This is a genomic window from Rickettsiella endosymbiont of Aleochara curtula (genome assembly GCF_964030935.1).
GTDB lineage: Bacteria > Pseudomonadota > Gammaproteobacteria > Diplorickettsiales > Diplorickettsiaceae > Aquirickettsiella.
In genome coordinates this window covers 16,322-30,953 of record NZ_OZ034990.1, presented here as the reverse complement: position 1 = coordinate 30,953, position 14,632 = coordinate 16,322, and the positions used below count along the sequence as shown (strand labels likewise).

General features: G+C 33.9%; 16 protein-coding genes. 6 read left to right on the top strand and 10 right to left on the bottom strand.

From position 1 onward, the window contains the following. Window positions 1–10: 10 nt before the first annotated feature. Both AAHF87_RS00095 and AAHF87_RS00090 read right to left on the bottom strand, forming a co-directional pair. Complete coding sequence (locus AAHF87_RS00095; RefSeq protein WP_342146148.1) at window positions 11–568, bottom strand: Hsp20/alpha crystallin family protein; 558 nt, start codon at window positions 566–568, stop codon at window positions 11–13. A gap of 273 nt (window positions 569–841) precedes the next feature. Beyond that, window positions 842–3,325, bottom strand: a complete 2,484-nt coding sequence (locus tag AAHF87_RS00090) for a hypothetical protein (RefSeq protein WP_342146147.1) — start codon at window positions 3,323–3,325, stop codon at window positions 842–844. A gap of 272 nt (window positions 3,326–3,597) precedes the next feature. Here AAHF87_RS00090 and AAHF87_RS00085 point away from each other — a divergent pair, with 272 nt between their 5' ends. The 6 genes from AAHF87_RS00085 (at window position 3,598) to AAHF87_RS00060 (ending at window position 8,618) form a co-directional block, all read left to right on the top strand. Continuing rightward, the gene (locus tag AAHF87_RS00085) at window positions 3,598–4,077 is read left to right on the top strand and encodes a DM13 domain-containing protein (RefSeq protein WP_342146146.1); all 480 of its coding nucleotides are present in this window, start codon (window positions 3,598–3,600) and stop codon (window positions 4,075–4,077) included. Window positions 4,078–4,187: 110 nt separating this feature from the next. Next, entirely contained in the window at window positions 4,188–5,141 is a 954-nt protein-coding gene (locus tag AAHF87_RS00080; protein WP_342146145.1) for a hypothetical protein, read from the top strand. 115 nt (window positions 5,142–5,256) lie between these two features. Then, window positions 5,257–5,805, top strand: a complete 549-nt coding sequence (locus AAHF87_RS00075; protein WP_342146144.1) for a GNAT family N-acetyltransferase — start codon at window positions 5,257–5,259, stop codon at window positions 5,803–5,805. Beyond that, on the top strand, window positions 5,802–6,425 hold the full coding sequence (locus AAHF87_RS00070) for a CatB-related O-acetyltransferase (protein ID WP_342146143.1): 624 nt from the start codon (window positions 5,802–5,804) through the stop codon (window positions 6,423–6,425). The genes AAHF87_RS00075 and AAHF87_RS00070 overlap by 4 nt, the downstream gene beginning before the upstream one ends. A gap of 62 nt (window positions 6,426–6,487) precedes the next feature. Further along, entirely contained in the window at window positions 6,488–7,303 is an 816-nt protein-coding gene (locus tag AAHF87_RS00065) for a TauD/TfdA family dioxygenase (protein WP_342146141.1), read from the top strand. A gap of 49 nt (window positions 7,304–7,352) precedes the next feature. Next, the gene (locus tag AAHF87_RS00060; protein WP_342146139.1) at window positions 7,353–8,618 is read left to right on the top strand and encodes a hypothetical protein; all 1,266 of its coding nucleotides are present in this window, start codon (window positions 7,353–7,355) and stop codon (window positions 8,616–8,618) included. A 259-nt stretch (window positions 8,619–8,877) separates the two neighbouring features. Here the strand turns inward: AAHF87_RS00060 and AAHF87_RS00055 are convergent, their stop codons facing one another. The 8 genes from AAHF87_RS00055 to AAHF87_RS00020 all read right to left on the bottom strand — a co-directional run bounded on the left by AAHF87_RS00055 (window position 8,878) and on the right by AAHF87_RS00020 (window position 14,629). Next, on the bottom strand, window positions 8,878–9,978 hold the full coding sequence (locus tag AAHF87_RS00055) for a hypothetical protein (protein ID WP_342146137.1): 1,101 nt from the start codon (window positions 9,976–9,978) through the stop codon (window positions 8,878–8,880). Between the two features lie 6 nt (window positions 9,979–9,984). Then, the gene (locus tag AAHF87_RS00050; RefSeq protein WP_342146135.1) at window positions 9,985–10,617 is read right to left on the bottom strand and encodes a hypothetical protein; all 633 of its coding nucleotides are present in this window, start codon (window positions 10,615–10,617) and stop codon (window positions 9,985–9,987) included. Between the two features lie 89 nt (window positions 10,618–10,706). Further along, a complete protein-coding gene (locus AAHF87_RS00045; protein WP_342146133.1) occupies window positions 10,707–11,078 on the bottom strand; it encodes a hypothetical protein in 372 nt (123 codons plus the stop codon). Window positions 11,079–11,220: 142 nt separating this feature from the next. Next, a complete protein-coding gene (locus AAHF87_RS00040; RefSeq protein WP_342146132.1) occupies window positions 11,221–11,475 on the bottom strand; it encodes a hypothetical protein in 255 nt (84 codons plus the stop codon). Between the two features lie 129 nt (window positions 11,476–11,604). Continuing rightward, the gene (locus AAHF87_RS00035; protein WP_342146130.1) at window positions 11,605–11,928 is read right to left on the bottom strand and encodes a hypothetical protein; all 324 of its coding nucleotides are present in this window, start codon (window positions 11,926–11,928) and stop codon (window positions 11,605–11,607) included. A 13-nt stretch (window positions 11,929–11,941) separates the two neighbouring features. Further along, on the bottom strand, window positions 11,942–13,150 hold the full coding sequence (locus AAHF87_RS00030; protein ID WP_342146128.1) for a hypothetical protein: 1,209 nt from the start codon (window positions 13,148–13,150) through the stop codon (window positions 11,942–11,944). 57 nt (window positions 13,151–13,207) lie between these two features. Continuing rightward, window positions 13,208–13,594 (bottom strand): hypothetical protein, encoded by a 387-nt coding sequence (locus AAHF87_RS00025; protein WP_342146126.1) that lies wholly within the window; start codon window positions 13,592–13,594, stop codon window positions 13,208–13,210. 333 nt (window positions 13,595–13,927) lie between these two features. Continuing rightward, window positions 13,928–14,629: a hypothetical protein gene (locus AAHF87_RS00020; protein ID WP_342146124.1), complete on the bottom strand. Its 702-nt coding sequence runs from the start codon at window positions 14,627–14,629 to the stop codon at window positions 13,928–13,930. Between the last annotated feature and the right edge of the window lie 3 nt (window positions 14,630–14,632).

Genomic DNA, 14,632 nt, shown 5'->3' with positions numbered 1-14,632 from the left:
TTCATTAAATTTAAGCGATTTCTTTGACGGGTATTTCGGTGATTGCTGCCAATTTGTTAGTTTTTTCAATAGCAATTTGCAATACACCGCGTTTCAAATTCGCACTCATTTTTTGCGGGTTGGCATTGTCTGGTAGAGCAACATGATACGAGAAATAATATTGATTATTTTCATTGTGCTTAGGATTATCCCCATTCGTGTCTCTCGCTTGGACAAATAAGATGCCTTGAGAAACAGAAACTTTAATTTTGCGTGGATCAACGCCTGGCAAATCAAAGGAGATTAGAAACTGTTTGGCATTTTCATGCATCATAAAGCGATTAAAATGCGCTGAACTAGCAAAAAATTGCTTAGTCATTGCTGAATCTAATTGCAAAAAATTATTAAATGCTTGCTGAAAATTGGTCCAATCCATCGGCATTGACTGCACAATTTGAATGTTATCTTTATTTGGGACTGCGGTATTATCTGTAAGTGCATTAGGTTTAGATAAAGCCAAACTTTGGCTAGAGAAGGCTACTAAACTCATAGCAAGCAGAACAGAAACTTTTATTACAGGTTTTAGCATAGCTTTACTCCTATAAACAATTTTTAGTTCATTTTAAAAGATTTTATTCTCCGTTACCAGACTAGCTCAAAAAATAATCAATTATTCTGTTGCTGTTTTTGCATTTGGGTAAGCGCCTATCCCCCTAGTTTAAAATTTAGCCATGCTTGCTGATAGGCAAACTCCATAAATTTTCTTTCCGCAGCCTTTAGCTTAACCATAGGATACTTCCTTAATAACCCATTAAAAACTCACATCAAGACATCTCAACTCTTTACATTTCTTGATTAACATTTAGCTATTTTTTGGAATAATTTCTTTTAATTCGTTGAAAAAATTTACTGTATCATCAGAACGCCCTTTCACTAGCTTAAAAAAGCTACCCTGTGACGTTTTTTCTTCCAATATTTTTTTTATTTGTTGTTCTGCTTCTTCCCAGGTGCAATTAAAATTACCTGATTGTTTTGATTGGAAAGCGTTATTTACCACCCTGACAATAAAGGCAACGGTATTGGGTACTGGCTTATTATTTATATGGGTGCGGCTTCCAAACAAACCCAGCTGCCAATTATTTCTATTGAATGCTTTATTTAAAATAGTTAGAACATTTTCTTTACTTATTTGCTCACGCAGAGAACATACTTTTTGATTTTCTAGCCAAGCGTGCTGGTCATCTTGTTGCTCGTTTAAACTATAATACCGTAAAGATCGGAGTGACGAAGTATAAAAGATAATAGGTAAATCAATAGAAAATTTTTCCATAATTTCTGCATGACGTTCGATGGCTTCGCGTCGAGCTTCGGGTATATCTTGGGCAATGACAATGGCACACATCGCTTCTTTATTTACTTTGGCCAACACTTCATTATGGTGAGATCGATCTCTAACCTCTTTTGCAAATAGGTTCCAATCGGTTTGATTAACATTTGCGATTAACCGCTTATAATCGGTCACTTGATCTTTATTACCTAACCAAGCGTGCTCTACTGTTCCGGAATCTTTGAGTAGCATCGCTTTTATTGCACATTGCTCTTGGTCAAACAATACGCCCACGAGCAAACGCGTGTTAGCAGCATTTTCTCCAAATACAGAAGTTGCCATTTGTGGAGAAAGTAAGGTGGTCGAGGTTTTTTTGGTGTGCGTATAACTGGTTTTTTGTCGTCGCTTTTTTTGATAGGGAACTATCTTATCTTCTAAGTGAACATATTTATAGGTAGATGTATCGATTTTATTACGTAGTTTAGGACGTCGGTCTAAATTTTCTAGTTGTTCAACAAAAAGCTGCCAATCCTTAGGTTTGATAATTTTTATCAGACCCTTAAATTCCTGGATACAAATCAAAGCACGTTGCAGTGCATCATAATCATTACGAATAGTATTAGCCGCTGGAGTATTATCACTAAAAAAATCAGTAAACGCTGCACGGCTACCCGTAAAGAGTAGATCAGCTCTGGAAAGTTGATCCAATACCGATTGCAGCAGAATATTATATGATTGCAGCCTCAGCTGCCGGTAATAATGCCAAGACAGAACTCCATATCTCCATATGGTTTGTGGATCGGGATTCAAGTATACAGTGTTGGAAGTCGAGGGCATTTCAGAATCTGAAACTGCGTACACTGAAGTCGTTGGAATAGCGTCTTGCAAAACCTCCAAAAAAGCTTTGGCTTTTTTAGATAGGTTAATTTTAGCTTGCAAGCCTTTAATAAATGCGGGCCTTAATTCCAGTGCTATATTACCTTTCCCTTCAAAATAAAAATCGATACAGTTTGATAACAGCGGATCATAATGAAAAATTAATTTATCGGTTAATGGCTGATATTCTTTTAAATAACTATAAAAAGCTTTAGAAGATGCCAAATTGGAACTTTTAGATAATAAGAAATAAGGCAAACGTTTTTCTAATTCCGGAAAATCTAATGGTAAAACAATCTCAGATATCTGTTCCTTAGGAAGTTTAGCAATAAATTCAATCAATACCTCCGGTGATTGATACAGAAATAGATTTTTCAAAGCACCTGTTAACCCACGTGCTATTATTTCTAATTTTGATTTGTTTATTCCTACTGAAATAGTATTAAACGGACTAAAAAATATATTCATAACTTTGGACAAATCAAAAGGAGAAAGCCCAAAGTTTTTGGCATAGATAGCCTTTCTGGTTTTTGAACTCAAAGGGGTATTAGGAATATGATCAATTTTTTTCAGCAATTGTTTACAAGCCAATATAGATTTGAACTTTAAGACAGTATTTAATTGATCCGCGGATAATTTGTCTAAAGTTTGTTGGAGCGCCGCTGAGCTTACTTTATTAATTAAAGCCAAAGTCACTTGTAACGGCTGATGTATTAGAACGTGAAGTAGAAAAAATGTAGCGCGGGAATTTTTAATAAAAATTTCATCCCATTCTGCAGAACTTATTTTTTTAATTAAATCTAAACGATCCTGCGCCAATCCTTCTATAAAAACCGTATTCAGTAAACTAACCCAATTCGGTGACTCTTCCTGAATATCTGCTTCGCCAGAAGCTTCATCAACAAAATAAAATGTCTCGGCTAAATATTGTTTAATTAATGCCTCATCCAGCACATATTGCTTACCCATCCAGATACACCTTTCTCCTAGATAAGGCGTTAAAAGGTCATAAGCTATCGCAAAGGCATTTTCACTATTATTTTCATCCACTGAAAATCCACATTTTGCCATTAGCTCATCTAAATTATTTAATGAATCACGTGAGGCGGATCGCTGGATAAGATCGCTATTTTGAGGACACATACCGAAACCTCCTTTAAATTTACTTATTTTTAAAATAACTAAAGCTTAAGAGTGTCTGTACGCATCGATTATATCGAAGAATTCTTAAGGAAAGATTTACTATTAAAAATTCTGTACTAGATTTATCGATAAAATTTGTGGAATTAAGTTTAAATAGTAACCGTTACCAGAGCAGCTCAAAAAATAAACAATTACTCTATTTTGTTTTGCTTCTACCCAGGTATAATTAGGCTGTAATGAAACGTACTAGGAGTAGTATGCAGAGAAACAATATGCTTTGGACCCTCATTGCTGGGCTATTGGGCTTCCTAATAGGACTAAGCATGATGCTGGTTATTTATCCTTTCATTTTTTCTCCTCCCGTACTAAACGAAAAAATTTCCAATATCGAGACTAAAACAGTAGTTGCAACGGGCGAGTTTATCCATCCCAATCCAAGAGATTTTATCCATTATGGCCAAGGAACCGTTAGCGTTTACCGATCAAATAAGCAATATGAAATTTTTCTGAATAAAAATTTCAAAGTCGGTCCTGGGCCCGCTTTTCATGTTTTTTTATCCGATGCTAAAAACATCAAAACCAATAACCATTTTCAACACTCAAAAAAATATGACTTAGGTAAGCTAAAAAGCTTTCAAGGAAGCCAAGTTTATGTTATCCCCAGTCAGGTTGATATGTCGAAAATACATTCTGTAGTAGTTTGGTGTGTTGCATTCTCTCAACTCATTACTTCGGCTAATTTAAATAAATAAAATAAAAAAAATTTACTAAGCATAATTTAAAATTTATTTTATTAATTTTTTTATTTTCTAAATAAAAAGTATTATAATGAATATAGTAAAAATCAAAGGGGAAAATTATTGTGGAAAAATTTAATGAAATAAGAAATAAATTCGAACAGGGATTTACTCCTACAGAAGAGGAAGTTAGTGCTGCATTTAATGCAACTGATCATGCAGATACAAAGAACCTAACTCAGCAAACGCCGCGTAAACGATCACGCTCCAAACCACTTAGGCCCTTGGCTGATCCTGAATATGTGAATATTGATTTTTTAAATGAAAAACCACTAGAACCACCTCATTTAAATCGCTCTACTCGAAAAAAAAAACCTAGAAGGGTCAGGGCCAAGCAGCTTGAAGTATTACCAAGCATTTATGAAAATTTATCTGAAAATTTCTCTAATCTTGATTTATCCCATCATGAATATGAAAATATTCAGGCCGTCGCTGTAGAGCCCACCGAATATTTTCTCCCTGATAGCACATCTGCTACAAACTTAGACCGAAATGAATTGCTTGCTCATAAAGATTCCACTGAAGACTACGAAGAATTTGTAATCAATAACGAACTGTACGAAAGTTTTTTCCAAAGAATTGGAGAATCGCCAACCGATTATTTTACCTCAAGCAACACTATAGCAACTTCTCAGCCATTCGCTAATAAAACTTCTCCTACTGCAAAAGAAAATTTTTCTGAAATTCAAGAGTCAACCACTAATTCCGCGTCCGATTCCGTCATCGCAAAAAATAAATTTAGAAAATTAAAAAAATTAAAAAAAAATCGAGCGGCGCCTCTACTTATCTCACAAGAAAATGAAGAACCCATATTTGGGGATATCACTAAAATAAATCCTGACGGCACGATTGAATGGCAAACCTGGTACCCACCCACCTCGCAATCAGATTCGCTGAAATCCAAGCAATCGGGACTAAAGCTTTCTAAGTTTTTACCGGACAAAATCTGTTTTTGGCGTGCACCCGACACAGCAGACTCAGAAGAAAAAGAAACCAGGCCTGCGCAATTAAGGAAATAGCGCTTATCCTATCAGCAAGGGTTGAATAGCCTAGATTAAAAGGCTAATACTTTAATGGTTACTTATTAAAAAAACAACACCCCTCTCAATGCGAGAATAAATTTTTAAATCAGTAATGATTATCATAAAAACGAAACGTTTAATACTTAGAACTTGGCAAGAACAAGACCTTGATCCCATGTCGACAATTAATCAAGATCCTTTAGTCTGTGAATTTCTACCTAAAATTGGAGATCGAGCTGCGACAAAAGCTTTAATTCAACGTTTTATTAATCACTATGAAAAATATGGTTTTACAGCATACGCTGTGGAATTAAGATCAAAGGGTAAATTTATTGGTTTTGTAGGGTTATTGATTCCTTCATTTGAGGCGCATTTTATGCCCGCTGTTGAGATTGGTTGGCGATTAGGCTCTCAACATTGGAGGAAGGGTTATGCTACCGAGGCTGCAAAAGCGGTAGTCGATTTTGCTATTACCACACTGAAGTTAGAAGAAGTTGTTTCATTTACCGTAGAAAAAAATATTCGATCGCGTCGGGTGATGGAAAAGATCGGTATGCATCATAATCCTCATGACGACTTTGATCACCCAAAGCTACCAATAAATCACCCTCTTTGTCGGCACGTGTTATATCGACTAACCCAGGGGGAAAACAGAATATGATTAATCCAAATAGTAAATTTCCCATGCCTAATATAGATCGGCTGTGTTTTTTAAAAAATATTGTGAACAACCCAAACGTTATCGTAGGTGACTATACCTACTATGATGATCCTGAAAATGTTGAGAACTTTAACAAAAACGTGTTGTATCATTTTGACTTTATTGGCGATAAGCTAATTATCGGCAAGTTCTGTCAAATAGCGACTAATGCACGCTTCATTATGAATGGAGCTAATCATGCAGCCAATGGATTTTCGAGTTTCCCGTTTCGTGCGTTTGGTAGCCAATGGCAAGCTGTGCCGCTTACACCCAATTATAAAGGCGATACTATTATTGGCAATGATGTTTGGATTGGCTACGACGCTATAATTATGCCTGGAGTAAAAGTGCGTGATGGAGCCATTATTGCATCGCGAGCTGTTGTAAGCAAAGATGTAGAACCCTATTCAATTGTTGGTGGGAATCCTGCGCAATTGATTCGCAAACGTTTTGACGATGAAACAATTCACAAATTAATTAATCTAGCCTGGTGGAATTGGTCGTTTGAAAAAATTACCGTGAACGCAAAAGCAATTGCTGAAGGCGATGAGAAATTGTTTGATAAATTTGAAATTACCTAGTGCAAAAGTTGTTGGCAGTTATGGTTAAATTATGCTGATAAACGCGCACAGAAATTTACAGCATGTATGTCGATAAAGAATTAAGCCTGTTGCGCACTTATAATCTAGAAAGTATTTTTCGCAACAGTCGTAAACTGGAGCTCTCTGCACCCTGTTACTATACAATAGAACAACATAAAGCTATTCCTTATACACATCTTGCAACAACGTTAAACGCATACGGCATAAGTGTACTTACTTTAAAATATCAAGACAATAGTGCTACGTTTAAAAAAATTATCCAAAAATTAGGCGTACTGCATTTTCATAAAGAAAAAACTAGTTTTATATGGGATATTAAACTAGCTGTGGAAAATAAAGCGGCCCAACCTATTGCTCGGTCACATAAAGATCATGAATTTCATTTTCATACCGATTGTTCCTATGAAAAAAATATACCCGATTATTTTGCACTGTATGTATTACATGCCGATCAAAAATCGGGCGGGAAAAATTTAATCGTCGATGCTAAATTGTTAATTGATGCATTATCTAAAGAATCCCTTACAATACTGCAAAACTATCCGATAACGATAAAAGTGCCTAAAGAATTTTTCAAGGGAATTGATTTCATACGTGCTTGTATCATAGATCAGAATTTCAATATTCGTTATCGACGCGAGATTATTGATTTTTATGGCTTAACCATTAAACAGCACCGGGCAATAAAAGAATTAGAACATTTAATTTATTCTCCTAAATTTTGTCGGGGAGTACTTTTAAAGAATAATCAAATACTTATTTTAAATAATAAGAAATTTCTTCATGCGAGAACTCAAATAAAGGATCCAATGAGGCATTTGCAACGAATTCGATTTTTTTTACACCCTTCTTATTAGTAATTAATTAACCTAAAAATCTTTGTTTTTTAAAAAAACTAGCATATTTATGATACCTATAGAACATTTTAGGACAAAAACCTTAATAAATTATGCTCAATTTCAAAAAGACAAGCGTAGTTTAATAAAAAATTTAAATAAAAAGTATAAGCCTATTCGTTTCGATGAATTTGATATTAATCCTTATCCGTTACGATTTGATAAGGCGTTGATCCACCAGATTAATGATTGCCATAGCTTGCTCATAGAAGCGATACACAAGATTGTAACTAATTTTTTCTGTGATCCTGCATTGCAACAGATTATTTCATTAAATAATAAAACACTCAAATTATTACAACACTTAAAAGATAAGCCCTATGAAATAGGCGCTATTCGTCCCGATTTTCTTTTTGATAAACGATACCAGATAAAAATATGTGAAATAAATGCTCGATTTCCTTTGAATTCATTTATTCTTTTGCACTGTTTATATAATGAAATGCACAAGGATTTTGCAGGTAAAATTTCCTATAATGCGAAAATGCTCAAAATTGTAGAAGTTTTCACGAAATTTTTTGATAATAAACAGCCTATTCATATTTATTTTTATAAAGAAAAAAGCTTTGATATTTTTTTACTAAAAAACCTATTGAGAAAAACTTCACCTAACTTAAAATGGAAACTACCTATATCATCTGAATTTCTTTTTACAAACAAACTGATTAAAGGAAATAATTATTCCCAAATTATCCTTAATTTACATCAAGAAGAATTATTAAATTTAGAGCCAGATTTGTTTAACGAAATAAATGCCTCGACATATTTTAATGATATAAGAACGATATTCATCGTACACGACAAACGCCTATTATCTATCTTATCGAATAAGACTATTATGTCTAAATATATTTCTTCTGAAAAATGTAATCGATTAGCCTCTTATATTGTACCCACTTATCTCTTAAGTGATAGTACAGTACAAACTATAAAATCTAACCCCAAAAATTGGGTTTTAAAAAAAAATTCTGCAGGTAAAGGAGAAGGTATGTATATTGGAAAAGAAACCCCTCTTACTGAGATTTCGACGGTACTCAATGAAAAAAAATCTGACTATATTGCGCAACCATTCCTTGGACAACCACTTTTTCTACTTTTAAATGATTCTTCTAAAAATAGGAACGCTAACTACGATGGATATCAAACTATTTATTTAGTGGGTTCCATACTGAGTTTTAACAATGCCTTATTAGGACCGGGTATTTTAAGAGGATCTCGTAAAACGATTGTTAATGTAGCACAAGGCAATACCACTATTTTTGTACCCATGTATTAAAAATAGACAGACTCACAGAAATCAAAATAGTATTAATTAATAAGGAAGCTTAGTGAGTGTTTGATTTTACGGGTGGGCTGCGATGGAATCGAACCATCGACTAATAGATTAAAAGTCTTAATCATATAACAAATACTAACACCACAAAACAAATAATTACAGTTAAATCAACAAGTTAGGTAATTTTGCTTATTCCTACTTATTGCCATTTATGGTAGTTTTTTATTTCTAAGTGCCCCATCAGTGCCCCATGCATATCTTACTCCATCCTATTGTCTTTTATAACAGAATCTGCACTATAGATATGTGCTGATGGAATAGTTATTCTGTGCGTTTCGTTACCCGATTTGAAAACAATATAATACTCACCTGATCGCCATTTTACATTAACATTATGCAGAAAATATTTTGATCTTTTTTGGTTACATTTTATTGGATACTGCGCTTCTCGGAGTGCTTGGCAAGCCACATTATCTATCTGAAGCGTGTCATTCGAAGAGGCTAAATTTAAATCAGACAGTAATGTAGACAAAATAAAAGGTAGATTACATGCAAAACAGACTATTGCACTAAAAAAAATACCTACGCCTAATATCCATGTTGTGTGAGAAATCGATTGATTTTTAGGAGCAACAATACAAACTCCCGAAGCAAAGACGAACAATATGGCAATAAATAATAGATAGCTTTCATGTTGAGTAAATTCATGAAACGACGGATTTTTTAATAAAGACAATAAAAAAAAACATATACTTAATATGAGAAAAATACAACTCGTTGAGGTAATACATATAATTTTAAAATAGATAATTATTTTTTCTTTCAGTGTAAATAAAAGATCCTTACTAACTCGTTTACCCATATGAGGGCAGCAAAAAATTCCAGCCCCAACTAAAATAATATTTATACTGGTGACTAGCGACATTAAAGCGCCCTTAGGTTTAGCGTAAAAAACTATGCCAGCAATAATTAATATATTTAACGATGAATAGACAACATATCTTGCAATAATACGCAACTTGATATTGAAATCAAAATCAAAATTTCCAGCATTAAAGGCATCTAAAGCTGAAGAATTTTTTTTATTCCACCAATAGAAAACATCTGGCATTGATACCAGTTGTTTCCAAATTATAGGAGGAAAAACAAACAAAGCGAGCATTGTCATAAAAATATAAATAATAGCAAATGCCATTGTTGATATAAGATGAAATATAATGCTGTAATTACTTTCTATCGGAAAATAACCAATCCCAAAAAAATAAAAAGTGACGCCAAAAAATCCTATGGCAAAGCTTATTTTTGTCACTAATATTAAAATTTCTAAGGCTTTTTTTATTTCTTTAATCTTAATATTCATCTAAAGTTACGAAGTTAATGACTTAACTAATTTTTTGGAAACTACTTGTGCTGCGGTATTCCAAGCTACAAATAGGTTATGTGGATCTTGTAATAATTCTGACGCTTCAAAATCGGGCAAATTTTCGAAAGCTCGAATACTTTCACTGTCTTGCCATAAGACCTTACCCTCATGATTAATGAGTCTACCCACAACAGTTAAAACTGGCTTTAATTTATCTGTGAATCCTGTTGGAATAGTCAAACCATATCCACGTATTTCTAAATAGATTGTGGCATCTGAATATTCTTTATTTGCAATTTTAAAGCGATTATTTAGTTTTAATTGGTTGATAAATTCATTTCTGACGATTTCTGTAATTTGAATTTTTTCTTTAAGCGCTGCTTCTTTGATCTGTTGTGCATCATAACAAGGGATTGCACAAGCAAACACACCTATACAAGCCCTTGCCCATATTTGCTTTTGATCTAAATAATACATTTTTTTAGCAGGAATAACTTTTTGGCTCACTTCTATCGTTTTAATCGATTTTGCTTCTTCAGGCGTCATTTGAATCGTTGATACGCAACCAGCCAAGAAGAAACATATATACATCGCTACTAGACTGTTAAATATTTTTAAAACCCGGTTATTAAACATTGATTACTCTATTATTATTTTTTTGAAGGCTTGGGATGTATTAACATCCCAAGTGATTGAAAGATAAAATATTCGAACAATTACGAATTTTATTGATCTTGAAATTTAATGGCTGGAGGTAAATCACCACATTTTTTCTTGGTATAAAGGGTTCGTAACCAATTATCACGTAGCTGATAGGACTGAATTTCGATGCGCTCAGCATCAGAGAAATCCATAAAGAACCAAGGCACAAGAATAAACGCACCGGCAACACCTAGAGCGATATTTTTCCCCATTTTGTTTTGCTGTGGAATGAGATTGGTAATTTTAGATTGGTTATTCATTAATTCCAGTTTCAAAGCATTACAGGTAAGGCTTTCATCACCAGGTTGATGCTGAGGAATGGGATTTGGAGTTCTTCCCGCGCAAGCAGAAAGTAATACAACAGTAGACAATAAACAGATTAACTTTTTCTTCATGGTTTAACGTTCCTTTTTTATTGTTATTTAAAATAATAAACGCGCAGATACTACTATTAATTTAATCTAAATTAAAGTATGTTTTAAAAAATGTATTAAATAAATATATTTTCGTAAAATTTAATTATCTGCCTAATAATATTCACTGATAAAGCGATAAGTCTATATTACTACTGGGATTTAGTTTTAATAAAATAACATCATAAAAGTGACGCAATAAAAATAAGACAAAAGCCAAACCAAGCGCCGACAATCTTGCAGTCCATGGCAAAACATCAAATATGAGTGTCACAAAAAAAAATAACATCAGTATAACTCCAATGAAATTGCTCACATTGATAAACAGCCCTCTTACGAACAACATTGGATAAAATAAAATAGCTTTGAGTACAATCATGTTGTCTCCTTGTTTTTATATTGAAAACCCTATAATAAATGACTAAAAAATACTTTCTCTACAACTTATGTCTTGAGTTTTAAATTAAATATATTGTGGCAGTGTTAACTGCCACAATAAAACACAAAACTATTTATGAAAGCCTGTTTGCTCAGCTTCACCTTTGTCAGGATCAATTTCATATGTAAAACCTGAGGAACGGTCTGCGATAATTTTTCCATTAGCATCTTTACCAAGATATACAAACATATCAAAATCATTTATTGGCTTAGTTTTGATTTCCTTTATTTGCCAAATAATATTGTATTGATTATCTACACAGTAAATGTTGAAATTGTTTTCATCAGGAGGTATCGTCTTATCCTCAGAAACATTAATTCTTACTATTAATCTCTCGTTATTTAAATTAACTTTTTGCTTAATTTTCGCAATCTGATTCTTACTAAGCTGCATAATAATTCCTCAATTAATAACTCATATTTAAATTCAAGCTAGGACGTAATATTGGACGTGTATTAACAAAACTTGATTCAGGAAGCTGTTCAACAGTCTGATATTGAAACCCGGATTTATCTATCAACCCAAACGAAGGCTGTGGCCCAATCCGTCCAACATAAAGTTCACTTCCTGCTGGCACATTAACTTCGGTAATATAGACAGGCACTTCACGCAAACCAAGATGGATACGTAAAGCTTCTGGATCACTCAGAAATGGCGCAATCTCTTTTTCGCGCGCCAAAAACGTTCCCTCCACACGATTTGGATCTGTGTGAACTCGATAGAGTTTTATTTCTTGAGCTGTGGTAATTTTACGAAGACTTACATTGTCAGGATACGGTTGTTTCCAACCTGCAGCAAGCGCTTTTTCAGTAATAAATGATTTATTAACTACATTCGATGGTACTCGTTCAATGCTTGATAATAGACGTGAACTCTCTGTAGTACTAATTTGTTTATTACCAAACAATCCCCATCTTTCTAAGTTACTTGCCACACTACCAAAAACTCGTTGACCTCCTTGGTATACACTCTCTATTGCTCCTACCGCTTCTACACCCACTCTCTCTCCAGCCATCACAATCTGGGCGCCAATAGCTAAAGGTACTCCTATGTCAAACCCTGCTTTTTGCCAGCGATTCTTAGGAACTTCATAATGTCCCGTAAAAATTAAATCCGCAGCTTTTCTTGTGCCTTCTTGCATCTCCAGTACATCATCAACTCCTCGCCAAAATCCAGTTGGATTTCTGGGCGGTGGCGGTGTTGGATGGTAAAAATGACTCACTTCTTCGCCAACGCGTTGGCCGAGTTGTTGTGATACATAGGAATCGTTTACATTAAAAGTAACTGACGGTAATGGTGTATTCGCAGTGAATTCTGCATCGTTAATTAAGTGTGCATCCCATTGTTGGTCTATTGTAGTTTGCGTGATATGTCCTTCACCACGGCTCGCCTTTTTACTTTGATGATATTCATCTGAAACTGGTTTTGTTTGTCTTTGTTGCATTCCTACTGCAGCTGCATCAGTAATGAGTTGTGTCGCTAGATTTTCGACATCGAATCGTCCGCGCACCACGCTGCTCATAGCCGCGACCGCAACATCGGATACCAAACGTTGTGCTAAGGGATTTGCTAGTTTTATTTCACTACTTAATCCTGCTGATCCCATAGTTTGCATAATGCCATTATTAAAGTTCTGGAGCTTATTTTTTAAAAAAGTGACGCAATAAGAAAATTAAATCATACCTTCTTCACGATATATTTGTTCAATTTCTTTATTGAATAGCTCTATCGCCTTAAGTTTCTGGTTTTCCACATCCTCGAAAAAACCATCATGACTCCAACTAGCAGGTAACATAGTTACAATTTTTTCGTCACCAAGCTCTTGAATCTTAGTAACCCATGAAGAAGGTATTGTTTGAGAAATAAATTCAAAGCCATTTAAAGAAATAAAACGAGGCTCTTTATAATGTTCAGTCTGTATGTAGGCTTCGATTCCACCTTTATTGCTCCAATCTAATGCGAGTATTACATACTCGTTTCCTTTCGCAAGCCAAGGACTTTTATCACCGAGATCTTCTTTTGTGACAAAGCTAATAATTTTATTACATTTTACAATCATTACATTTTCTCCTTAAAATTTAAAACCATATTGATTCAAAACTGACTGGGGAGAATCAACACCTATAAATACATCAACTGGTTTTTTAACTTTAAAGTCAGAGTGGGTGTAATTGATTTCTTTCGTAAATCTATTTTTATAGAAATGAACTTGAACTCTTTGGCCAGTACGTAGCTCAATTGATTGAGTAGACAATTTTCTCCAATCTGTTATTTGACTTCCATCTTTAGTAAGTTCCTTAACAAATTGTTGGATTTTCTAAAACTGTATCTCGTTCGCGCATCATTTCACTATTAGCGGCTGCGCGACCTTCGGCTATTAATGCAAATTAAATTAGGTTATATCATTTTTATCTTTATATATTTCTCCCCATCCAATTAGCTCAATATCCGATTTATTTATAAAAAAAATATCCTCTATATTATCAACTACTGGTCTAGCAACATGCACATATGCCGGCCATTCCTTTATAGGAAATAAACTATGATCTTTATGGCGACTAGCTAAGACTAATTGTGAAATATTAACTTCTCCTAGTCCGAATTTTTGACCAAAAAGCGGAGGAGTTATATCACATAACATATAGCCATCAAGATTTTCACCAATAAGTTTTTTCTTCTTATAGCATTTTCTTACTGTCTTTAAATCGTATCCTTCACTTGAAGTTAAATAAAAATCTGGCGACGTAATTTGATAACCTTCACTCGTATAAAATGGACAACTAACTTCTCTTAATTTTTTCTCTTCAAACTTATCAATAAAAATAATATCCACATGTTCATTAACACCAAAAATATTTTTAAAAATCTTAGTAGAGTTTTCTAATAAAAATTGATGATTACTTTCACTTCTAAAACACAACGCAACGTTAAATTTATTTTTTTCATTTTTATAGACTACCCGAGCCAAATACGCCCTAACTTGGGTAATTTTCTCATGAAAAAATGAAAAAATAGCTGATTTAAATTCACATTCAGTTTCACCATTTTGTTCACACAGAAATTGAATATTCTCTTTCTCCATTGCTCTTATCATAAG

What these genes read in the sequence shown, in the direction of transcription:
- AAHF87_RS00045 (WP_342146133.1), bottom strand. Translation starts at nt 11,078, where the DNA reads ATGAAGAAAAAGTTAATCTGTTTATTGTCTACTGTTGTATTACTTTCT.
- AAHF87_RS00035 (WP_342146130.1), bottom strand. Translation starts at nt 11,928, where the DNA reads ATGCAGCTTAGTAAGAATCAGATTGCGAAAATTAAGCAAAAAGTTAAT.
- AAHF87_RS00085 (WP_342146146.1), top strand. Translation starts at nt 3,598, where the DNA reads ATGCTTTGGACCCTCATTGCTGGGCTATTGGGCTTCCTAATAGGACTA.
- AAHF87_RS00030 (WP_342146128.1), bottom strand. Translation starts at nt 13,150, where the DNA reads ATGCAAACTATGGGATCAGCAGGATTAAGTAGTGAAATAAAACTAGCA.
- AAHF87_RS00050 (WP_342146135.1), bottom strand. Translation starts at nt 10,617, where the DNA reads ATGTTTAATAACCGGGTTTTAAAAATATTTAACAGTCTAGTAGCGATG.
- AAHF87_RS00065 (WP_342146141.1), top strand. Translation starts at nt 6,488, where the DNA reads ATGTATGTCGATAAAGAATTAAGCCTGTTGCGCACTTATAATCTAGAA.
- AAHF87_RS00095 (WP_342146148.1), bottom strand. Translation starts at nt 568, where the DNA reads ATGCTAAAACCTGTAATAAAAGTTTCTGTTCTGCTTGCTATGAGTTTA.
- AAHF87_RS00025 (WP_342146126.1), bottom strand. Translation starts at nt 13,594, where the DNA reads ATGATTGTAAAATGTAATAAAATTATTAGCTTTGTCACAAAAGAAGAT.
- AAHF87_RS00020 (WP_342146124.1), bottom strand. Translation starts at nt 14,629, where the DNA reads ATGATAAGAGCAATGGAGAAAGAGAATATTCAATTTCTGTGTGAACAA.
- AAHF87_RS00040 (WP_342146132.1), bottom strand. Translation starts at nt 11,475, where the DNA reads ATGATTGTACTCAAAGCTATTTTATTTTATCCAATGTTGTTCGTAAGA.
- AAHF87_RS00055 (WP_342146137.1), bottom strand. Translation starts at nt 9,978, where the DNA reads ATGAATATTAAGATTAAAGAAATAAAAAAAGCCTTAGAAATTTTAATA.
- AAHF87_RS00070 (WP_342146143.1), top strand. Translation starts at nt 5,802, where the DNA reads ATGATTAATCCAAATAGTAAATTTCCCATGCCTAATATAGATCGGCTG.
- AAHF87_RS00090 (WP_342146147.1), bottom strand. Translation starts at nt 3,325, where the DNA reads ATGTGTCCTCAAAATAGCGATCTTATCCAGCGATCCGCCTCACGTGAT.
- AAHF87_RS00060 (WP_342146139.1), top strand. Translation starts at nt 7,353, where the DNA reads ATGATACCTATAGAACATTTTAGGACAAAAACCTTAATAAATTATGCT.
- AAHF87_RS00075 (WP_342146144.1), top strand. Translation starts at nt 5,257, where the DNA reads ATGATTATCATAAAAACGAAACGTTTAATACTTAGAACTTGGCAAGAA.